This window comes from Aestuariivirga litoralis, assembly GCF_003234965.1.
Taxonomy (GTDB): domain Bacteria; phylum Pseudomonadota; class Alphaproteobacteria; order Rhizobiales; family Aestuariivirgaceae; genus Aestuariivirga; species Aestuariivirga litoralis.
This window is the reverse complement of the sequence record NZ_QKVK01000006.1, coordinates 199,501-220,002: the sequence shown is the minus strand read 5'-3', so window position 1 is coordinate 220,002 and position 20,502 is coordinate 199,501. Positions and strand designations below refer to the sequence as shown.

The following is a 20,502-nucleotide window of genomic DNA, read 5'->3' as shown; positions in this document are numbered from 1 at the left end:
GGATTTTGATCAGGCCCGCGGTGGCCACCAGGAGCATCGCCGGGTCAAGCCCGGCGATGATGAGCATTACCTTGCGCGTGAACCCGGCGACACCACCCCCCATTCATCATGCCCGGGCTCGTCCCGGGCACCCTTTGGCTGGTGTCAAGAAGGATCGACGGGTCACGCCCGGCGATGTTGGCTATCGGACAAGGGGTGTGGCAGTTACCACGGCAGCATGCGGCCGAAGATGCCGTCCTTGTCGATGAACTGGTGCTTCAGGGCGGCCAGCACGTGGAGGCCGATGAGCAGCATGGCGGCGTTGGAGCCGAGATCGTGCAGTTCCTTGTAATTGGCGATGAAGGGCGGCTGCGGCATGGTGAACAGGCCGAACAGCTGAACCTGCTGCATGATCTCATGGTACTTCGAGAAGTTGCCGAAGGTGATCCAGCCGGTGAGCGGGATGAAGATCAACAGGATGTAGAACAGGCCATGCAGCGACTTCGAGCCGATGACCTCGTAGCGCTTCATCGTGGCGGGGTAGGGCGGGGCCGTGTGGGTGAGGCGCCAGACGATGCGCAGCAGGGTGAGCAGCAGGATGGCGGTGCCGATCGACACGTGGATCGAGGGCTGGAAGGTGGCGCCCGTCGGATCGGGGAGCTTGGAGATCGCCTCGCCCTCCTTCATCAGGTCCTCGCCGAAGAAGACCATGTAGATCATCAGCACCGCCGTGATCCAGTGGATGAGCATGGCGACGCCGTCATATCGCGTCTTGGGGACGAGGCCCATTGGGAAGCTCCAGTCTGAGTTGCTATCGATTGAGTCTAGGCCCGGCTGTATGACTGGAACTTGACAAAGATCAATAGCACTTCCGGAGGGTCAGTAGCCTTTCCGGGGGCCGAGGCCGAGGCTCTGCATCCTGCCGCTCTCGTGCATGGCCTGCTTTTTCGACGAGATGATGCCGGAATTGCCGCCCACCCAGAGCCATTCGCCCGAGAGCTTGCCATATTCCATCTTGGGGCAGCGGTTCATGACGACCTTGACGCCCTGCGCCTCGGCCCGCGCCGCGGCCTCGTCGTTGCGCACCGAGAGCTGCATCCAAATGGCGGCAGGCTTCGGTTCGAGCGCCAGCGCCTCGTCGGTGATGGGGCCGGCGGCCTCCGAATTGCGGAACACGTCGACCATGTCCACGGGCTTCGGAATGTCCCTGAGCGATGCGTAGACGGTCTGCCCCAGGATCTGCTGACCGGCGAGGCCGGGGTTGACCGGGATCACCTCATAACCCTTGTCGAGCAGATATTTCATGACGAAGTAGGACGGGCGGACCTCGTTGGCGGAGGCGCCCACTAGGGCGATGGTCTTCACCGATTGCAGGATGTCGCGGATGTAGTCGGGCGAATAGCTGTCGTGGTTCATGATGGCAGCTCGATGCGGCCTTGGGCGCTGAGCGGGAAAAAGGGATTGAAGGCCACCTCCCACAGGTGCCCGTCCGGGTCGGCGAAATAGCCGGAATAGCCGCCCCAGAACACCTTGTGCGGCGCCTTGACGAGGCTTGCGCCGCAGGCCACCGCATGGGCGATGATGGCATAGACCTCCGCCTCGTCCGCGGCATTCCAGGCCAGGCTGACGCCCCTGAAGACGGGCGGCGGCTGAGATGCGACATTGGCATCCTGCGCCAGCGCATCATGGCCGTAGACACCGAGCACGATGCCATTGGCATCGAAGAAGGCCACGTGGTCATTGCCGGCGGAGGACGCGGTGAGACCGAGGCGCTGGTAGAAGGCGCGGGCCGCGGCCACGTCTGCCACCCCCAGCGTGACGAGGTTGATGCGCGGCGTCACGGCTCGTCGCTCCACTGCGGGTCACGCTTGCCGATGAAGGCGGCGATTCCTTCCTCCGCATCACGCATGAGAAGATTTTCCGTCATCACGCGCGCCGTATAGGCATAGGCCTCAGCCAGCGGCAGGTCGCGCTGGCGGTAGAAAGCCTGCTTGCCGGTGCGCAGGGTGACCATGGATTTCGAGGCAATCTTGGCGGCCAGCTCATTCACCGTGGCGGTGAGATCAGCGGCGGGCACCACACGGTTGACGAGGCCGAAGCGCTGCGCATCCTCGGCGCCGTAGACGTCGCCGGTCAGCAGCATTTCCATCGCATGCTTGGAGGCGACGTTGCGCGACAGCGCCACCATGGGCGTCGAGCAGAACAGCCCGATATTGACGCCCGGCGTGCAGAAGCGGGCACCCTCCGCCGCAATGGCAAGGTCGCAACTGGCGACGAGCTGGCAGCCCGCCGCACTGGCAAGGCCGGCGACTTCGGCGATGACCGGCTTCGGGTGGTTGACGATGCCCAGCATCAGTGCCGCGCAGGAGTCGAACAGCGTGGCAAAATAGGCGGCACCCTTGTCGGGGTCGGCGCGGTGCGCGGTGATTTCCTTGAGATTGTGGCCGGAGGAAAAGGCCGGTCCTTCCGCTGCCAGGACGATCACGCGGACGGACCTGTCGCCGGCCGCCTCAGCGAGTGCGGCGCGCAGCGCACCCATCATCGCCTCGGACAGGCTGTTGCGGGTCGCGGCGTCGGCAAGCGTCAGGCGCAGCACGCCGCCCGCCAGGGCGGAACGCAGCAGGCTGCTCATTCTTCCTCGATGTCGAGCTGCTTGAGCTTGGGGCCGTAGACAGGGTCGGCCACCATGTCGTCGATGACCTTCTTGTTGTTCTCGGACGGGATCAGCGCCTTCAGCGCCTTGATCATCTTGTCCTTCATGTCCTGGGCGAGTTCGGTATCGTCCTCGACTTCCTTGATCTGCTGCTGGAGTTCGGCCGTGGTGTCGTCGGTGACGGTGCCATAGGTGAGGCCGAGCGTGGTGACCGCCAGGTTCCAGTCGCTGACATTGGCGAAGCCCGCGGCCTTGATGTCCGCCTCGAACTTCTTGCCGTCCTCCGTCTGGTCGACGAAGTCCTGCAGGTTCTCATACTGGTCGAGGTCGGTGTCGGCGTATTTTTCCTTGGCCGTGATGTAGCTGTCCAGCGCGCGGCGGGCGATTTCCGGGGTCAGCTCCATGGTCTCGATGGTGGGGATCTCGCCGAGGCTCAGGTCGTCACCCGGCGTGTCACCGGCATCCGGTGCCTCGCCGTCGTCCGGCGCCGCCTGGTCGGGGGTGGCGGCGGGGGGCTCGCTGGTGGCAGGCGGGGTGGCGGCCGGTGGCGTGGTGGCCGGTGGGGTCGTGGCCGCGGGAGCGGTTGCTGCCGGGGGAGTCGTTGCCGGGGGTGTGGCCGCCGCTGGCGGGGTGGCGGGTGCCGTGGTGCTGCCCTGGGTGGAGGGGTCCGCCGGAATCGGCAGCGGTGTGGCCGCCTGCGCGAGACGCAACGGCAGATCCGGGCCGGTGGCGGCCATGGCGACCGGCGCCGCGAAACAGGCCATGGCGAAAACTGAAACGAAAATGCGAGCTGTCATCTGTGCTTCCCTGCTGGCCGGACTCTAGGCCATGGCCTGTGGCGGGGGAAGGGCGATTTCGGGGCGGGATGCGGCTTTGAGGTAATATAATACCACAACACTTTTATGCCGCGTTTGCCGGGGTTTTTCTTGACAGGGCCAGGTGCGCCACGTATTCAGCCCGGCATTGAGCGGGGTGCGCGGGCCATTCGTTTTCGCACCCCTTATCTTTGACCCCGTAACACCAGAGACAAGCGGATGACAACCTATTCGGCGAAAGCCAAGGACATCGTGAAGGACTGGGTGCTGATTGACGCGGAAGGCCTCGTCGTCGGCCGCGTGGCCGCCATCATTGCGAACCGCCTGCGCGGCAAGCACAAGGCGACCTTCACGCCCCACATGGATTGCGGCGACCATGTCGTCGTCATCAATGCCGAGAAGATCCACTTCACCGGCAAGAAGAAAGAGCAGAAGAGCTACTTCCACCACACCGGCTTCCCGGGTGGCATCAAGGAGCGCAATGCCGGCAAGATCCTCGAGGGCAAGTTCCCCGAGCGCGTGCTCGAGCTCGCGGTGAAGCGCATGCTTCCCGGCGGCCCGCTCAAGCGCCAGCAGATGACGCACCTCAAGATCTATGGTGGCGCAACGCACCCGCATGATGCGCAGAACCCCAAGAAGCTCGACATCAAGTCCATGAACCCCAAGAATGCGGTGAGAGGCTGAAATGGCTGAACGCAAATCCCTCGCAGATCTCGGCCAGGCCATGGGCGTGGCCTCTGCCACCGGCAGCGCTTCGGCTGCTGCCGCAGCTCCCGTCAAGCCCAAGCTCGACGCCCAGGGCCGCGCCTATGCGACCGGCCGCCGCAAGGACGCCACGTCCCGCGTGTGGGTCAAGCGCGGCAAGGGCAAGATCACCATCAACGGCAAGCCGATCGAGACCTACTTCGCCCGCTCGGTTCTCCGCATGCTGGTGCAGCAGCCGCTGGTGACGGTCAACCGCGCCACCGAGATCGACATCGACTGCACCGTGTCCGGCGGTGGCCTCTCCGGCCAGGCCGGTGCCGTCCGCCACGGGCTTGCCCGTGCGCTCACCTATTTCGAGCCCGAACTGCGCTCGGCCCTGAAGAAGGCCGGCTTCCTGACGCGCGACCCCCGCATGGTCGAGCGCAAGAAGTACGGCCACCCCAAGGCCCGCCGCAGCTTCCAGTTCTCGAAGCGCTAAGCCACAGCAGATTCAAGTCTGCTTTTTCAGAGGGGCTGCCGAAAGGCGGCCCCTTTCCTTTTGTCGCCTTGTTCGGGCCCACGAAAAAGGGCGCCGCAACCGTGTGGTTGCAGCGCCCTGTGAAGGGATGGACCGGGCCTTACTGCGTCTCGAGTGCGGTGGAGATCATGGTGAAGGCATCGATCGTCTTCGGCGTCACCTCGAGGATCACCGAGCGCTTGTCCTGCTCGTCATCCTTGCGCTCGATCCAGCCGCCCTCGACCAGCTTCTTCAGCCGGGCGTTGAGGGTGGGAAAGGTGCCATGGGTCGATTCCTTGGCCAGATGCGTCACCCGCAGCCGCTCGTTGTTCATGCAGGCCTGGGCGATGTCATGCAGCAACTCGCGCATCACGTGGTCGAGTTCATGAAGCCCATGCTTCCTCTCGGCTTCGGCGATCGCCTGTCGAAGTCTCGTGTATTTCATGGATCTTTACTCTTGTCGCTTCGTGTCACGTGTCTCAGTTCCGATACGTCTCTGTCATGAAAAGGATTAACTGTACCCCCTCATTACGGCCAGCGTGGATCTACCTAGACCACGCATGTGGCAGAATTCAGATTCGAAACTTTACCATAGTCGGGCAGCGCTTGCTTCTCATTTCGTGCCACATCTCCGGCGGGCTGCCGGGAGAGTTGTACATCTGAAGGTAGAACATTGTTACGTAACGACAATTTACCTTGATCGAGGGCTTTGGAGCCGCCACAAAGGTAAAGTTTTGAGACGTGAACAGGACCCATCTTGAAGCTTCCCGCAGCTTGGCAGGTGCGCGATGTCGTGCTCACCACGGCGGCGCTGGCCTGCCTCTATTTCCTCGCCTACGGGTTGGTCTGGGCCGTCATCACGCCCTTGCAGGAAGGTCTGCTGCCCGAGATCACACGATTCGCCAGCCTGCTGTTCCTGCCGCACGGCATCCGGGTTCTGGCCACCGCGCTGGTGGGCGGCAAGGCGGTGCCGGGCCTGGTCCTCGGCGAACTGGCCGGCAACTACCTGCTATGGGGCATCCACGACCCGGTGACGCTGCTGCTGGCATCGCTGATCGCCGGAACCGTGACCTGGGCGGTGTTCGAGGGGCTTTTCGTCCTGCGCATCAACGCCTTCTACCTCCGGGTGACGGATGAGCCGCCGCCCTTCCACACGCTGATGCTGGCCGGCATCCTCGCCTCGGCGGCCAATGCCTTTCTGCTCACCTCGCTGCTCGAACCGGATCTCGGCGCCGGCAGCGTCATGGCCATCCTCGCCGCCTACATGACGGGTGACATCACCGGCTTGCTGGCGGTTCTGCTGGGGGCCCACTATATCATGCCCCTGGTGAGCCGCGCCTGCGAGTGAACGGGCCGGTCCGGAAGGAGTGTGCCCGATGAACATGCCGCCGCTGATCCGCTTCCTGCTCAAGTGGTCGGTCATCGGCATGGCGGCGGGCTGGCTGTTCGTCGGGCTTCTGCTCTATGCCGATCTCGGCGGGGTGAGGAGCCTGCTCGGCCGGGCCGAGAGCCCGCTGCTGTGGGTCTTCGTCTTCGGCTTTTCCTTCGGCATCTCCTTTGCGCAGGTCACGGTGCTGGCCGCCGTGCTGCTGCGTGACGATTTCGGCGGGCGGGGCTCGGGCAATGACCGGCTGGAACGCTGGCGGGCAGGCGGCAGCGCACAGCTCCGGCCGGACGACGACTAGCCCGGGCCGGGCCGGGCCGCGATGAGGAGCCTGCGCAGTTCGGACCTGAGGGTCTTGCCGAATGCGCCTTCCGACTTCGGGAAATGGCTGAGCCGCGCAAACCTGACGAGGTCAAAGGGCAGGAAGCGCGCGGTCATCTCGCGCATCTCCTCCGCCCTGATGTTCCGCGCGATGCGCACGGCCACCAGCACCTCTTCCTCGCCTCGCTCGTTCATCTCGGCGAAGATGCATACTTCCTCCGCCGCGAGATACGCCTGAAGCGCCTGCTCGATGGGCAGGACCGAGAGTTTCTGGCCGCGCAGGTTGATGACGTCCGATTCACGCCCAAGAATGCGGATGCGCCCATCGGCCCGCCGCATCGCGCGGTCACCGGGAACGAAGTAGCCATCGCGGAAAAACCGCGACGTTGCCTGCAGGTCGTCGAGATAGCCTTGCGCGTCGATATCCTGCAAGCCGATGGCAAGCGTTCCTTCTTCACCGTCTCTGCACGCTTCGCCCCCCTCGCGGAGGACGACGATGTTCCGCCCGGTTTCGGGTTGCAGCCAGATGAGGTCGTCGACGGAGGCAAACCAGGCTCCGAGAGGCTGGCAGATGATCTCGGTTGCACCGTAATAGACGCGGATTCTGCGCGACAGGAGGTCGGCCGCCCGGGATGCCAGGTCAAGCGGGAGGGGCCCCGACGTGAATACGATTTCAAAACTGTGGCGAAGCGAATCGGGCAGCGGCCTTGCGGCAACCAGGCTGCGGAGCTGCTGGGGACCTGCAAGCACGCAGTTGACACCATGCAGTTCGAGATTTCGCTGAAGATCCAGGCCATCGTCAAACACCACCGCGCCACCGGCATGCCAAACCGATGAGGGCGTCTTGAACCCCGCGCCGCAATAGGGCGGAAGATTGGTGAGGGCGACCGTGCCCTGTGTGACGCCGAAGCTCAGCGCCCGCGCCGCATTGCGCCGGTCTTCCTGCTCGCCCGGCATCAGGACCTTCTTGTGACGACCCGTGGTGCCCGTGGTGTAGAGGATCTGTGACCCGAAGGCGGCAGACATGCGGGGTGACGACGTCTCGCCGAGGTGTGCCGCCCGGCTGGGCATTGCAAGCACCTTGGCCGTGCCGGTGATACGGCGGCCCGCCTTCATCACCGTGCCGTGCAGCGCCGCTTCGACCAGCACAATTCCGACATTCGTGAGCTCGAGCGCTGGAAGCAATTCGGGGTTCTGCACCACCACCGCGTCCCAGCCGAGCGACCGCACGGCGAGGGACATGGTCCAGCCGTCCAGCAGGTCGCGGGTGAGGATGACGGCCGTGGATGCGCCGGACCTTGCTTCCTCCGGCAGCGACGCCTGGAATCCCGCAATCAGGGCAACGAACTGGGAGTAGGTAAGGTGCGTGTCATCCTGGGCGGCGGCGAGCGCGTGTGGTTGTTGCCGCGCCCAACTTTCCAATTTGCGCACCAGCATTGGCCTGCACTCTCCGCAAAGCGGGCAAATTAGCTGCAGATTGGTGGTGAAAGCAATCCTTTGGTTGCCATTTGAGGCAAGAAGACGCGCTCAGAACAGCGAATCCCGGATGTTGAGGCATTCCTGTTCGAGGTCGGCCGTGGTGTCCGGCACGTTGATGCTGAGGCGGCGCAGCAGGCGATAGGTGAGGTTGCCGTTGGAGCGCTGGCCATCGGCCTCGATCCCCGCGCTGCGATAGGCCTTGAGGTCTTTCTTGAAGGCATCGAAGCGGCTGCAGTCGAAGGCGGTCTTGTCCTCGAAATAATTGGCAGCGAGGCTGTTGTACTGGTCGATGAAGTCTGCCGCCTTGGCGGCGATCACCTTGGTGTCGAAGGCATCCTTCGGCGGCACCGGCGGCGGCGTCTGCGGGTTGATCCAGCGCCCGGTGCGCGAGGCATCCGACGACCACACCGAATATTGCGGAATGCCGTCGGAATCGCGGTAGCCCTCGGGCCGCACGGCGTGGAACACCACCTCCAGCGGAATGCCGTAGAACGTCACTTCGCCTTTCTGGTCCAGCTCGATCACGTCGTTCAGCACGCGCATGAAATGCTCGAGGTCGATCACGTCGCCCGGATAGACGGCGGGGTTCGACGCCGTGTTGAGGAAGACGTGGATGCCGAGATCGGCCTTCTCGTCATACTCGTAGGAGGCGTTGGAGCCGAAGAGTTCGATGTCATCGATGGCGATTGCCGTGTTGCGCAGCTTCAGGTCGTTGAACTGGCGGTTGACGATGGCCATGACGCGCGAGGAGATTTCGGGGCGCATGTGATAATCGGCCGTCCAGATGCGGGGGTCCAGCACCTTGGGAAAGTCGACGATGCCGGCGATGGCCTGGTTCAGCTGGGCCGGCGTCTCGGTGACGAAAGGCGGGTTGGCGATGAAGGGCGGCTGGTAGATGAAGGCGGGTTCGCCCGGCGCGGCACCGGCGGTGGAGGACAGGAGGGCGGCCAGCAGGGCGAGGGCCGCCGGCACTGCAGCATGCTTCATGGAGGTGTCCGTTCAGTCTGACTTGAGCGTGTCGAGATAGGCGATGATGGCGGTCACGTCATCGGGTTCGAACTCGAATTCCGGCATGTCGTTGTGGCCGGTGACGATGCCTTCGGCGAGCGCCTCCTGCAGCGCATCGGGATCGATCCTCTTCACCACCTCGCGGAAGGGCGGGGCCTTCGCATTTGGCGAGGTGCTTTCGGCGTCGATGGCGTGGCAGCGCGCACAGTTCGACCGCAGCAGGTCGAAGCCGCGGGCGGCCTGGCTTTCATCGGCCTTCTCACCGGTGCCGAGGCTCATCACGAAGGCGGCCAGCGCCTCTGCCTGTGGCTGCGTCACCTCCCAGTCGGGCATCAGCGGATGGCGCACGGCAAGCCCGTCCATGAAGCCGTCGACCAGCTCTTCGCGGTCATAGTTGCGCGCGATCTCGCGGAAGGGCGGACTGTCGGTCAGCGGGCTTTCGCCGCTGGCCTCGATGTTGTGGCAGCGCGTGCAGTTGATCTCGGAGAGGCGCTTTCCCTCGGCAATCACCTTGGCGTCATCCGCCGCAAGGGCTGGAAATGTGAGGGCGACGAGCGCCAGGAGGGGCAGGGCGATTCGCATGGGCAGTCCTTGTCTCAGCCTCTCCTGAGCCGGGGCCGCGGCGCGGTCAAGCCGTCACTCCGCCCGGGCGCGGACATAGGAGCCCGGCGCATCCTCGATGACCTTCAGCCTGCCGGAGCCCGGCACCGGCGCCTTCACCTTGGGGCCTGACTTGTCGGCCATCCACTGGGCCCAGTCCGGCCACCAGGAGCCCGCGTGCTCGGTGGCACCCTTGAGCCATTCCTCGATGCTCGGCGCACCCTTGTCGTTGGTCCAGTACTGGTACTTGTTGGCCTCCGGCGGGTTGACCACTCCGGCAATGTGACCCGAGCCCGAGACGACGAGCTTGGTCTGCCCGCCAAAATAGCGCCCGAGGCGGAACACCGAGGCGAGCGGCGCGATATGATCCTCGCGCGCTGCGAGATTGTAGACCGGGATCTTCACCTTCTTGAGGTCGATGCGCACGTTGTCGAGCACCATCTTGCCCTGGCTCAGCTTGTTGGCCATGTAGCATTCACGCAGGTAGAAGGAATGCACGCCCGCCGGCATGCGGGTGGAATCCGCATTCCAGTAGAGAAGGTCGAAGGGCATCGGGTCCTTGCCCAGCATGTAGTTGTTGACGACATAGGACCAGATCAGGTCATTCGAACGCAGCAAGTTGAAGGCGTCCGCCATTCGGGTGCCGGGCAGATAGCCCTTGTCCTTCATGCGGTCCTCGATCCACTTCACCTGTTCCTCGTCGACATAGACGAGGAGATCGCCCGCCTTCTCGAAATCGACCTGGGTGGTGAAGAAGGTTGCGGCATTGACTCTCGTATCGTTCTGCGCCGCCATCCAGCCGAGGGATGCCGCGGTGAGCGTGCCGCCGATGCAATAGCCGATCACGTTGCACTTCGGCGCACCCGTGGCATCAAGCGCGGCCTGCACCGCCTCGAGGAAGCCCTCGCGCATGTAGTCGGAAAAGCTTTTGCGCGCCTGCTTCTCGTCGGCATTGACCCACGACACGATGAACACGGTGAGGCCCTGGTCCACGGCCCACTTGACGAAGGACTTCTTGGCGTTGAGGTCGAGGATATAGAACTTGTTGATCCACGGCGGGAAGATCACCAGCGGGTATTCGTAGGTTTCCCCCTGCGTGGGCGAATACTGGATGAGCTCGAAGGTCTCGTTGCGGAAGACGACCTTGCCCGGCGTGGTGGCGATGTTGCGGCCGATCTCGAAGGCCGACATGTCGGTCTGCTTGATGCGCAGCCGCCCGTCGGGCGTCTGCATGTCTTCCTGTAGGTGCTTCAGGCCCTCGATGAGGTTGGCGCCGTTGGTGGCCAGCGTGGTGCGCAGCACTTCGGGGTTGGTGAAGCCGAAATTGGACGGCGAGACGGCGTTGGCGATCTGCTCGACATAGAACCGGGCCTTGCGGCGGGTGTGGTCGTCCACACCCTCGGCATTCTGCACCATGTCCTGCGCCCAGTTGGCGGAGATCAGGTAGAACTGCTTCAGGAAGTCGAAGACGGTGTTTTCCTGCCAGTCCTTGTCCTTGAAGCGCTTGTCGTTGCGGGCGGGCTCGGCGACCGGCGTCGTCTGCTGGCCCAGCGCCTTGGCCCAGGCGTTCTGCCAGAGCTGGGTGTAGGAGTTCCACAGCTGCATCTGGGCATCCATCAGCTTCTGCGGGTCGTTCATGTAGGACTGGGTGATGGCGCCCAGCGTCTTGGACACCTGCTCCATCGGGGTGAGTTGCGTCTCGGCCTCGGTCAGCACCGGGTTGGGGCGCTCCGCCACCAGCCGCGCGATGCCGGCCGCCTGCTCGAAGACTCGTGCCATGTTGTTGGCAAATTGCACCGGGTCCGCCAGCTGGTACTGGGCGGCCGGCTGCGCGGCGGGGGCCTGCGGCTTCTCGGGCTTTGGTTGCGGCGTCTTGTCCGTCATGGCCTGCTCATGGAGGGCGAATATGGCGGAAGTGTAAAGGGCTTGGACCAAAAGGCAAATTGGTAATGAGGAGGGGGCCACTCCCCTCTCCGCGTCACCCCGGAGGAAGCCGGGCCCCTGCTTGCACAGGAGTGACGGCCCCTGGAAGGCAATGGTTGGCTGGAAAGATCGCGCTGCCCCGTTCCTTGCCATCCCGCCCGTCTCCCGCCATAAGACGCGCCAGTTGAGCGAGATTCACCGGTTGGATTGGGTATCATGACACAGGCGTTGCGGCTGGGCATTGCGGGGCTGGGGACTGTTGGTGGCGGGGTGCTGGACATCCTGGCGCGGCACGAGGGCCTAGTGGCGGCGCGGGCCGGGCGGCCGGTCGAGGTGGTTGCCGTCTCTGCCCGGAGCAAGGGCAAGGACCGCGGGCACGACCTGTCGAAGCTCGCCTGGCATGACGACCCGGTGAAGCTGGCGGCGGACCCCGCTGTCGACGTCTTCATCGAGCTGATGGGCGGCGAGGGCGACCCGGCCAAGGCGGCGGTCGAGACCGCGCTGAAGGCCGGCAAGCACGTGATCACCGCCAACAAGGCGCTTCTTGCGCACCACGGCTCGGCGCTGGCGCGGCTGGCGGAGGAGAAGGGCGTGGCCCTCAACTTCGAGGCCTCGGTGGCGGGCGGCATTCCGATCATCAAGACGATCCGCGAGGGGCTCGCCGGCAACCGCGTGGGCAAGCTCTTCGGCATCATGAACGGCACCTGCAACTACATCCTCACCAAGATGGCGAACGAGGGCCGCAGCTTCGCCGACGTGCTGAAGGAGGCCCAGCAGCTGGGCTATGCCGAGGCCGACCCGACCTTCGACGTCGGCGGCTTCGACACGGCGCACAAGCTCGCCGTGCTCACCTCGCTGGCCTTCGGGGTGCAAGTGAACCTCAAGGCCATCGACATCGAAGGCATCGAGCAGATCACGCTCGACGACATCCGCCAGGCGGGCGAGATGGGCTACAAGATCAAGCTGCTCGGCGTCGCCGTGGCCTCCGAACAGGGGATCGAGCAGCGCGTGCACCCGACGCTGATCCCCAAGGGTTCGCCCGCGGCCGACACCGACGGCGTGTTCAACGCCGTCGTGGTGAAGGGCGATTTCGTGGGCGACCTGATGCTGGAAGGCCGTGGCGCGGGTGCGCACCCCACGGCGTCTGCCGTGCTCTCCGACATCGTCGACATCGCGCGCGGCAATTTCCGCCCGGCCTTCGGCATTCCGGCGAAGGAACTCCGCCCCTACAAGGCCGCGCCGCAGAAGGCCCACGAGGGCGGCTTCTACGTGGCGCTCACCCTGCAGGACAAGCCGGGCGCCGTCGCCGCCGTCGCCAAGATCCTGGCCGAGGAGAAGATCTCGATCGAGTCGATCTTCCAGCGCGGCAAGCTGGAGAAGGACGAGGCGCGCGCCACGGCGCCCTTCATCCTCATCACCCATGACACGGTCGAAAGCGCCATGCGCGCGGCACTCGAGCGCATCGAGAAGGACGGCCACGTTGCGGGCCACCCGCGCATGATCCGGATCGAGAGGCTTTGATCGCCGACGCGACATCGCGTCCCTTCCTCAACGTCGAGCGCTCCGCGTCGGCCCGGCGCTGGAAGGCGCGGCTCGACGACCAGCGCATCGCCGAAGCGATCTCGCAGCGCCATGAACTCCCCGAGATCATCGGCCGCGTGCTGGCCGCGCGCGGCGTCGGCATCGACGAGGCGGAGGCCTTCCTCAACCCGACGATCCGCACCCTGATGCCGCAGCCCTCGGCGCTGCGCGACATGGAGAAGGGTGCCGCGCGGCTGGCAGAGGCGATCACGACGGGTGAGAAGATCGGCGTCATCGCGGATTACGATGTCGACGGCGTGTCCTCCGCCGCGATGCTCGTGCTGTTCCTGAGGGCGGTGGGCTCGTCCTGTTCCGTGCATATTCCGGATCGCCTCACCGAGGGTTATGGCCCCAGCCTCAAGGCCGTCGAGAGCCTGAAGGCACAAGGAGCCCAGGTGCTGGTCACGCTCGACTGCGGGGTGATGGCGCATGATCCGCTGCTGCGCGCGGCGGAACTGGGGATGACGACGATCATCGTCGACCATCACCAGGCGGGCGAGGTGCTGCCGGAGGCCTATGCCGTGATCAACCCAAACCGCCAGGACGATACCTCCGGCCTTGGCTATCTCTGCGCGGCAGGCGTCACGATGATCTTCATCGCCACCGTCAACAAGCTGCTGCGGCTGAAGGGCTGGTATGGCGAGGCGCGCCCCGAGCCCAACATGCTGCGCTGGCTGGAACTCGTGAGCCTCGCCACCGTCTGCGACGTCGTACCGTTGAAGGGCCTCAACCGCGCCTATGTCACGCAAGGCCTCAAGATCATGGCACGGCGCGAGAACCTCGGGATCGCCTGCCTGGCCGACGTGGCGCGGCTGAAGCGCAGGCCCGATACCTACGCGCTTGGCTACCTGCTGGGCCCGCGCATCAATGCTGCCGGCCGCATCGGCAATGCCGGAATGGCACTGACCTTGCTCACCACGCAGGACAAGGGCGAGGCCGCGCAGATCGCGCAGGAGCTCGAGCGGCTGAACCGCGAACGCCAGGAGATCGAACTCGCCGTCGTCGACCAGGCCATGGTCCAGGCCGACAACATGCTGGGCAGGGAGCGGCGCGGCAGCGTGCTGGTCGTCTCCGGCCGGGGCTGGCACCCGGGCGTCGTCGGGCTTGCGGCGGCGCGGCTCAAGGAACGCTTCAGCCTGCCGAGTTTCGTGCTGGCGGAGGACCGGGACGGCAAGCTCGCCTCCGGCTCCGGGCGCTCGGTGCCGGGGGTCGACATCGGCTCCGCGGTGCGCGAGGCCTTCGAATCGGGGCTCATCGTCAAGGGCGGTGGCCATGCCATGGCGGCAGGCCTCACGCTCGAGGCGGCGCGGCTCGGCGACCTGCGCGGCTTCCTCGAGGAGCGGCTGGGGCCCCAGGTGGCGGCCGCCCAGGACCGGGCGCTGGCCATCGATGCCGCACTGACGGCGGGGGCGGCCACGCTGGAACTGATCGAACTGCTCGAACAGGCAGGCCCCTATGGCACCGCCCATCCCTCGCCGGTTTTCGCCTTCCCGGCGCACCGGGTGCTCTACGCCGACCGGGCCGGGGGCGACCATATCCGCTGCACGCTGGCCTCCTCAGACGGCAAGCGGCTGAAGGCCGTGGCGTTCCGCGCCATGGGCACGGAGCTCGGCGAATTGCTGTTGAGCGAGAAGCAGTTACCGCTCCACGTGGCAGGCCGGCTGACGATCGACGACTGGTCCGGCGCCCGCGTCCCCTGCCTCCACATCGAGGATGCGGCCCGCGTTTCGTGAGGCTTGCCAAGCCAGCCGTTCCCCCTTATAGAGCGGCCACTCGCAAGAGAGGGCGCCCTTCGTCTATCGGTTAGGACGACAGCCTTTCACGTTGTAAAGACGGGTTCGACTCCCGTAGGGCGCGCCACTTCCGGGAGCATTCTCCAACCTATTGTGAAAACTCGTAAATTCCGAACACTTCTGATTCCGGTACCCAATCTGGTACCCAAGTTATTTCGCGTCGTGCGCAGCAATTTGAGCCAGGGTACCTTGCAGCCCCGTCAGTCGGCTTTCGAGTTCCGTGATCCTCTTTGAGGACAGCTTGCGCCCTAGAGCCTTGCGGGTCTCGGTGATAGACTTAAGGTGCCGGTTCGGCGGGCGCAGGTTCACGCCCTCGATAACTACGCCGGTGACCTCGGCCGGACGATCCACGAAGTGCTTCTCCTTGTGATACCTCAGCCCAGCCCCATGGATGATGCGTTTCACATCCCAAATGACCGATGGCGACAGCGATGCCCCCGATATCGTTACATCGTCAATGTAGACCGTCAGCCGATACCCGTTCGCCTTGCATAAGGCAGCCACTGCTTCCCAAACGTCGTAATGAGCGAAGAACGCCATTATCGGACTTAGTGGGCTCCCCGTAGGCAAGTGCCCCTTATATGTGGCGAGGCTGGCTAAAGCCGCTGCCACATCACGTTCACACTGCATCACCGAATGGAAGAACCAGTACACCCTCCTTGAGGGGGTGGACGGGAAATACTTGCGTATGTCAAGGCAACGGACGATGCGCTGACCAGCGTGATGTGCGGCGTTGGAGACATAACTGCGCCCTTTGACCGGGCAGAATAAATAGTCCGGCGGAGTAATGCGCGAAAGCAACCGCGCAATGCGGGCTTGGACTAATTTCAGATCACGCCGGGGGTTTTCAACGCCCCTCGGTGATCCATCCTTCTTCTCCACCTCAAACTCTGAATATAGCACACCGTGTGACTTGGTGAGTTGGCGGAGGTCGCCTGGGCTAATCCGCAGTACAGCGCACAGCCGCTTCTTACTGCGGACTTTGAACAGCGGAGACTGGTGGAGTGCATAGGCCTTCTGATTAATTCGCATCGGCCCGTTCCGATCGTTCCTCAAGGAACTTCATTAAACTAATGATTTTCGATGCCACAAACGTCCGGGCACGTTCGTGCGTCGCCGATTTCCCAAGATTTTCAGAAAAGAACAGGATCGAAGAGGTTGGTATTCCAAAGACGATTTCGTATTTTCGAAGCAGGTCGAGAGTCGGCTCCTTAGGACCTTTCTCAATTTCTGAAAGATAAGACTTTGAAATACCGAGCTTTTCTGCGGCCTCGTTCTGCTTCATGTCATGGTAGACACGGATCAAGCGAAGGGCCTCGTTTATCATCGTAACCTCCAAAAAATACAAAGCAGGGCGGCGGCTACTCCCGCAAGTTCTTGGTGATCACCAGGTAGGCCCACACCGCTTTGGTGATGAGCTTCCCGACAACCACCAAGAAAGTGATTGTCTTGGGGCTCCGGAGGATTTGCATCCACCTCGACCCCTTAACTGGTTTCGTCCGCCGCCGTTCCTGATCAGAGTGTTTCGATGTTTCCATCGATCTGTTCCTTCTGCATCAACCCCAGCACGATTGCCGAAGTTGCCATCGAGACGCAGAGGGTAGGGGCCAGGAACGGTTCACCCTGTCTGTACGGGCGGGCCCCGCCATCGGGGCCCGCCCGCGCCGCACGCGCAGTTCGCATCCGGCCGGTGAGTAGAAGGCAATCAACCTTCCTCAGGGCCCGGCTAAGGGCCCCAGTGAGTGATGGGCTTATCCCCTGTAAACATCTGACGAACGTATCATTATGCTCACATGGGCCGCGCGTCAACAACTTTGTTCGCTAACAGCGAATTTTATTCTTTTCTGAAGTGGTTGAAGTGATCGGCGGGCGGGGGGTGCGGAGCTCATGCTCTCTGCGGTACCTAAGGCGGGGGTGGGGGGGTAAGAACCGGACGTGCCGCTCTATAGGCGGGAGATCGTCGAAACGTGCACGTTGAAAGTCCTCGCAAGCTCTCGCACGCTTTCACCTCGTTCTTTTCGTGGAAGACTTCCCCGCCTCTAGCAGCGCCAGCGTGGACATCCCGCTTCCCACCGGCAACTGACGGACATCCGAACAAGGCGCGACGAAGAGGCCGGGCAAATGACCCGGCCTCTTTAATTTGGGTAGAGTGGCACTCGGTAGCCTCCAACAAATCAAAGGCTTAGTATCACTGGCCAGTTATCAGTTTCATCCCTTAGGGAGCGCCAACCTTTCCAAGTGAGTTTCGAACTTCGTCCCAGCACCTTCTTGTGATGGCTTCGGGAGCGCCCCCCGTCAATCCTGATTCAATTTGACGTAGACGCGATCTGCATCCTAGGCTTGCAGAAAAGCGGGTTGGAGGCCTCGGCATCTCGACCGCTCTCCCGAGGAGGAAGGCCAGATGCCCCCCCGCATCGCGATCACCACGCTGCTGACGGCCTGCATGCTTACGGCTGGCTCGATGGCGCAGGCGCAGGACCCGCTGGAAGAGGCTCTGAAGGTCCCCGGGGCGAAGCCGGTCCTTCCCGTCTCGGCTGCCAAGAAGCCCTTCGACAATGACTTCATCGCCGAAGCCCGCAAGTACTGGGGGAACTTTCACTGGCAGATGGGTGGCGACCACGCTCTGTATTACAACACCCACCTCTCGGAATTCGTGCCCATGGCCGCCAGTCCCGCAGTGGGCGACGTACGCCCGTTGCAGCGCACCCCTGTCGACAGCGTCAAGGCGACGACCTTCGTGCATGATGACGGGTCGACTGCGATCCCGCTCGATGACTACGTGATGATCCTGCACCATGGCAAGGTCGTCTACGAGGCCTATCCCGGCCTCAACCCCGAGCAGTCGCATTTCTGGGCGTCGGTGACGAAATCGACGGTGGGACTGCTGGCGAGCATCCTCGAGGAGGAGGGGCTCATCGACGTGAACAAGCCGGTCACCGCCTATGCCAGGCAATTGGCCGGAACGGCGTGGGACAAGGTGAGCGTCATCGATGCGCTCAACATGGCGGTTGGTCTCGATATCCAGGAGGACCTTCCGGCATTGACCAATCCCATGTCGATGTTCCAGCGGTTCGGGGCAGCGGAACTCGGCGTGCCGAACGGCGATGGCGTGGTGGAGACCCCGGTCGCGGTGCTTCGCGCGGCGCAGCCGATCCCCGGGGAAGCCCCCGGCATGCCATCTCGTTACAGCACGCTGACCACGAAGGTTCTCGTCTATGTGATCGAAGGCGCGACGGGCAGGTCGTTCATCGATCTGTTCGGTGAGAAGGTATGGTCGAAGATCGGTGCGCGCCAGCCTTTCATGGTCGGGCTGGGTCCGGACGGCGTGGCCGGCGCCTATGGCATGGGTTTCTCGGCGATAGAAGACCTGGCGCGTTACGCCTTGATCTATACCCCAAGCTGGAACGTGGTCTCGAAGACCGAGATCGTCTCGCCCGGGGTGCTGAAGGAATTGCAGACCTCGGGCAACCACGACGCCTACATGGCAGGGGACTGGACACGGGGTTGGGTTGGCGACGTGTTTGGCAAGGACATGCCCGTCTTCAACAGCAGGCAGTTCGATGCCGCCTGGGCAGATGGCGCCCTGTTCAAGCACGGCAATCTCTTCCAGGGGATTTACGTGGACCCGATGCGCGACGTCGTGGGGGTCTTCTTCTCGACGGTGCCGATGACGGCGGGCAATGACCTTTTGCCCGGCTATATCCGCCAGGCAGCCAAGAACCTCGCGGGCAAATAGGCCGCTGCGTTCGGATCACCGCGATTAGGACAGTCCGGATCGTATCTGATCAAAAGGCTTATCGCTATCGCCCCGTCATGGGTTTCATGCCGCGGGGCGCCCCCCCTTTTTGGGTCATTGCTTTCGCTGCAGTTGATCCCAGCACTTCGGGAGAGAGCCTTCAACTCTCCGCCTCCGCGCAAGTTCACGCGTCCAGCATGTCCCTGTAGCGGCCGTAGAGCAGCCTGGCCTTCACGCCGATGCGGTGGAAGCGGTGGAACGTGACCGACTTCATGTCGGTCACCGGCATCGGCAGGTCCGCGCGCCGGGTGCCGTTGATGCGCCTGGCCAGCACGCCGCCCATCGCTGTTCCCATGGCGACGCCGCGGCCGCTGTATCCGAGGCAGATGTGCACGTTCTCCGCAGGTTCATGCATGTGGATGTAGAAGTCCGGCGTCACCGCGAGCTTGCCGTTCCACACATGCGTCCACTCGACGTTCGCAAGCCGCGGGAAGATCTTTCGCGTGTAGTCGATGAGGGCGCGGGCATCCTTGAAAGTGGTCACGTCGCGCTGCAGACCCTCCCCGCCCATCAGCAGGCGATTGAATGCATCGAGACGGTAGTACACCGTGTTGTTCGCGATCTCGTAGACCACGCTGCCGGAGGGCAGAACCTGGCGCGCCAATTCATCGCTGAGCGGGGCCGTCGCGACGATCGAGGAGAAGACCGGAACGATGCTCTCTCTCAGCCCTGGCCACAGCCCGTCCGTATAGGCATTGGTGGCGATCACCAGGCGCTCGGCGGTCACGCTGCCGCCGGGCGTGGTCACCTTCCAGCGCGTGCCTTGCCGCATGACCCCCGTGGCCGGCGTGCCCGCGAAGATGCGGGCGCCCTTGCCGATGGCTGCTGCTGCCAGACCGCGGGCATAGCCCAGCGGGTTGAGCTTGCCGCACTGCGGGAAGCGAATGCCCCCCAGATAGCGCTCGGTGCCGGTGAGACGGATCACCTCGTCGCGGTCCACCCAGGTTGCAGGCGATCCAGTGCGCTGGAGCTGTGCGTAAGTCGAACGGCTGCCTTCCAGCATCGTCCTGTTGAAGGCGAGCCGCAAAGTGCCGGTCTGAGCCGCCTCGCACGAGATGGCGTGGCGGCGCACGATGTCGAACACGAGGTTCGGCGCCGAACTGGTGATGTCCAGCATGCGCTGGCCCATGTCCGGTCCGAAATCCGACAGGACCTGACTGGGGTCGAGATAGAAGCCGGCGTTCACCTGCCCGCCGTTGCGGCCCGAGGCGCCCCAGCCGGGCTCGTTGGCCTCCAGCACCACGGCATCGATCCCGAGTTCGGCCAGATGGAGGGCCGTCGACAGGCCGGTGAAACCGCCACCGACAATCACAACCGCCGCCGTCACATCCTCCCGCAGGTCTGGCAGCGGCACCAAGGGCTGCGCAGTTTCGGCATAAAGGCTTCGCGGAAGAGGTTGCCGGCCAAGGTGCATGAGGTGTCCTTCTTTGTTCAACCGCATGTTGTCAGGTTATCGCCAGCTCTTCAATTCAATCAGGTGATCGTGAGCTCGGGCTGGTGCGGGCTTCGATGCCGATGGGAAAGCTGAATTTGCAGGGTCCTCAAAATGCATTGCGCTTGTTTTGGCATGAAAGCAACCATAAGTAGCGCGCTCGATTGCAGTCCGCTGCCGGAGGTGCGGGCTGCCTGTGCCGGGATGGAGCAGTCAAGTAGAAACTAATCTGCCCAAAAAAATTGACTGGATGTCGCGCGGAAGCTTGCGGCCACGCGCAGGCCCATGCGATAAGTGACCCAAGGGAAAGCCGAGGTGAATATCGTGACCATCATGCCTGACGACGAGGACGCGCCAGCGGACAGGATCGCCGGTCTGGATCTTGCCGAACTCGCGGCGCTGATGGCGCAGGCAAAGACCGAGGGCGATGCCTATGACGTGCTCCGCGAGGTTCTCTCCACGCTCACCGCGCAGGCGCGCGAGCCGGACGGCACCACCCATTGATCACCCGCCTGTCGCCGCAGCGCCGGGCCTCGG

21 protein-coding genes, 1 tRNA gene and 1 pseudogene are annotated in these 20,502 nt (G+C 63.8%); 9 read left to right on the top strand and 14 right to left on the bottom strand.

Features of this window, described 5'->3' with window-relative positions:
- Positions 1-204 precede the first annotated feature (204 nt).
- From DK847_RS14230 to DK847_RS20795, 5 genes are all read right to left on the bottom strand, one after another.
- A complete protein-coding gene (locus DK847_RS14230; protein WP_111199175.1) occupies positions 205-768 on the bottom strand; it encodes a cytochrome b in 564 nt (187 codons plus the stop codon).
- A gap of 90 nt (positions 769-858) precedes the next feature.
- On the bottom strand, positions 859-1,395 hold the full coding sequence (locus DK847_RS14225) for a CoA-binding protein (protein ID WP_111199174.1): 537 nt from the start codon (positions 1,393-1,395) through the stop codon (positions 859-861).
- Positions 1,392-1,820, bottom strand: coding sequence for a VOC family protein (locus tag DK847_RS14220; RefSeq protein ID WP_111199173.1), 429 nt, complete (start codon positions 1,818-1,820; stop codon positions 1,392-1,394). The genes DK847_RS14225 and DK847_RS14220 overlap by 4 nt, the downstream gene beginning before the upstream one ends.
- A complete protein-coding gene (locus DK847_RS14215) occupies positions 1,817-2,611 on the bottom strand; it encodes an enoyl-CoA hydratase (protein ID WP_111199172.1) in 795 nt (264 codons plus the stop codon). Before DK847_RS14215 ends, DK847_RS14220 begins: the two co-directional genes overlap by 4 nt.
- Positions 2,608-3,429: a hypothetical protein gene (locus DK847_RS20795; RefSeq protein WP_193548200.1), complete on the bottom strand. Its 822-nt coding sequence runs from the start codon at positions 3,427-3,429 to the stop codon at positions 2,608-2,610. Before DK847_RS20795 ends, DK847_RS14215 begins: the two co-directional genes overlap by 4 nt.
- Before the next feature lie 237 nt (positions 3,430-3,666).
- Here DK847_RS20795 and rplM point away from each other — a divergent pair, with 237 nt between their 5' ends.
- Together rplM and rpsI are read left to right on the top strand one after the other, a co-directional pair.
- Positions 3,667-4,131 carry a 50S ribosomal protein L13 gene (gene rplM, locus DK847_RS14205; protein WP_111199171.1) on the top strand — a complete coding sequence of 155 codons (465 nt, stop codon included), beginning with the start codon at positions 3,667-3,669 and terminating at the stop codon, positions 4,129-4,131.
- Between the two features lies 1 nt (position 4,132).
- Positions 4,133-4,630 (top strand): 30S ribosomal protein S9, encoded by a 498-nt coding sequence (rpsI, locus tag DK847_RS14200; protein WP_111199170.1) that lies wholly within the window; start codon positions 4,133-4,135, stop codon positions 4,628-4,630.
- A gap of 139 nt (positions 4,631-4,769) precedes the next feature.
- Here rpsI and DK847_RS14195 read toward each other — a convergent pair whose 3' ends face one another.
- The gene (locus tag DK847_RS14195) at positions 4,770-5,093 is read right to left on the bottom strand and encodes a MarR family winged helix-turn-helix transcriptional regulator (RefSeq protein ID WP_111199169.1); all 324 of its coding nucleotides are present in this window, start codon (positions 5,091-5,093) and stop codon (positions 4,770-4,772) included.
- Positions 5,094-5,405: 312 nt separating this feature from the next.
- On the opposite strand from DK847_RS14195, the gene DK847_RS14190 reads away from it, so the two are divergent.
- The gene (locus DK847_RS14190) at positions 5,406-5,996 is read left to right on the top strand and encodes a hypothetical protein (protein ID WP_111199168.1); all 591 of its coding nucleotides are present in this window, start codon (positions 5,406-5,408) and stop codon (positions 5,994-5,996) included.
- 28 nt (positions 5,997-6,024) lie between these two features.
- Complete coding sequence (locus DK847_RS14185; protein WP_111199167.1) at positions 6,025-6,333, top strand: hypothetical protein; 309 nt, start codon at positions 6,025-6,027, stop codon at positions 6,331-6,333.
- Here the strand turns inward: DK847_RS14185 and DK847_RS14180 are convergent.
- The 4 genes from DK847_RS14180 to DK847_RS14160 all read right to left on the bottom strand — a co-directional run bounded on the left by DK847_RS14180 (position 6,330) and on the right by DK847_RS14160 (position 11,324).
- Positions 6,330-7,790: a class I adenylate-forming enzyme family protein gene (locus DK847_RS14180; protein ID WP_111199166.1), complete on the bottom strand. Its 1,461-nt coding sequence runs from the start codon at positions 7,788-7,790 to the stop codon at positions 6,330-6,332. The genes DK847_RS14185 and DK847_RS14180 overlap by 4 nt on opposite strands.
- Positions 7,791-7,880: 90 nt before the next feature.
- Entirely contained in the window at positions 7,881-8,819 is a 939-nt protein-coding gene (locus DK847_RS20655; RefSeq protein ID WP_161957286.1) for a hypothetical protein, read from the bottom strand.
- 12 nt (positions 8,820-8,831) lie between these two features.
- On the bottom strand, positions 8,832-9,422 hold the full coding sequence (locus DK847_RS14165) for a c-type cytochrome (RefSeq protein WP_111199164.1): 591 nt from the start codon (positions 9,420-9,422) through the stop codon (positions 8,832-8,834).
- Between the two features lie 54 nt (positions 9,423-9,476).
- Positions 9,477-11,324 carry a PHA/PHB synthase family protein gene (locus DK847_RS14160; RefSeq protein WP_111199163.1) on the bottom strand — a complete coding sequence of 616 codons (1,848 nt, stop codon included), beginning with the start codon at positions 11,322-11,324 and terminating at the stop codon, positions 9,477-9,479.
- 255 nt (positions 11,325-11,579) lie between these two features.
- Between DK847_RS14160 and DK847_RS14155 the strand changes: the two genes are divergently transcribed.
- From DK847_RS14155 to DK847_RS14145, 3 genes are all read left to right on the top strand, one after another.
- Positions 11,580-12,884, top strand: coding sequence for a homoserine dehydrogenase (locus tag DK847_RS14155; protein ID WP_111199162.1), 1,305 nt, complete (start codon positions 11,580-11,582; stop codon positions 12,882-12,884).
- Positions 12,881-14,677: a single-stranded-DNA-specific exonuclease RecJ gene (recJ, locus tag DK847_RS14150; protein WP_342634758.1), complete on the top strand. Its 1,797-nt coding sequence runs from the start codon at positions 12,881-12,883 to the stop codon at positions 14,675-14,677. Before DK847_RS14155 ends, recJ begins: the two co-directional genes overlap by 4 nt.
- A gap of 52 nt (positions 14,678-14,729) precedes the next feature.
- Positions 14,730-14,804, top strand: a tRNA-Glu gene (locus tag DK847_RS14145).
- A gap of 83 nt (positions 14,805-14,887) precedes the next feature.
- Here DK847_RS14145 and DK847_RS14140 read toward each other — a convergent pair.
- The 3 genes and pseudogenes from DK847_RS14140 to DK847_RS21130 all read right to left on the bottom strand — a co-directional run.
- A complete protein-coding gene (locus DK847_RS14140; RefSeq protein WP_204508338.1) occupies positions 14,888-15,619 on the bottom strand; it encodes a reverse transcriptase family protein in 732 nt (243 codons plus the stop codon).
- A gap of 139 nt (positions 15,620-15,758) precedes the next feature.
- On the bottom strand, positions 15,759-16,064 hold the full coding sequence (locus DK847_RS14135) for a helix-turn-helix transcriptional regulator (RefSeq protein ID WP_111199278.1): 306 nt from the start codon (positions 16,062-16,064) through the stop codon (positions 15,759-15,761).
- Positions 16,065-16,680: 616 nt separating this feature from the next.
- Positions 16,681-16,749 (bottom strand): annotated as a pseudogene (locus DK847_RS21130) (helix-turn-helix domain-containing protein); the annotation flags it as partial.
- Positions 16,750-17,138: 389 nt separating this feature from the next.
- Here DK847_RS21130 and DK847_RS14125 point away from each other — a divergent pair.
- A complete protein-coding gene (locus tag DK847_RS14125; protein ID WP_111199160.1) occupies positions 17,139-18,473 on the top strand; it encodes a serine hydrolase domain-containing protein in 1,335 nt (444 codons plus the stop codon).
- 184 nt (positions 18,474-18,657) lie between these two features.
- On the opposite strand, the gene DK847_RS14120 is transcribed toward DK847_RS14125, so the two are convergent.
- Complete coding sequence (locus DK847_RS14120) at positions 18,658-19,947, bottom strand: NAD(P)/FAD-dependent oxidoreductase (RefSeq protein ID WP_111199159.1); 1,290 nt, start codon at positions 19,945-19,947, stop codon at positions 18,658-18,660.
- Between the two features lie 342 nt (positions 19,948-20,289).
- Between DK847_RS14120 and DK847_RS14115 the strand changes: the two genes are divergently transcribed.
- The gene (locus tag DK847_RS14115; protein ID WP_161957285.1) at positions 20,290-20,469 is read left to right on the top strand and encodes a hypothetical protein; all 180 of its coding nucleotides are present in this window, start codon (positions 20,290-20,292) and stop codon (positions 20,467-20,469) included.
- Positions 20,470-20,502 lie beyond the last annotated feature (33 nt).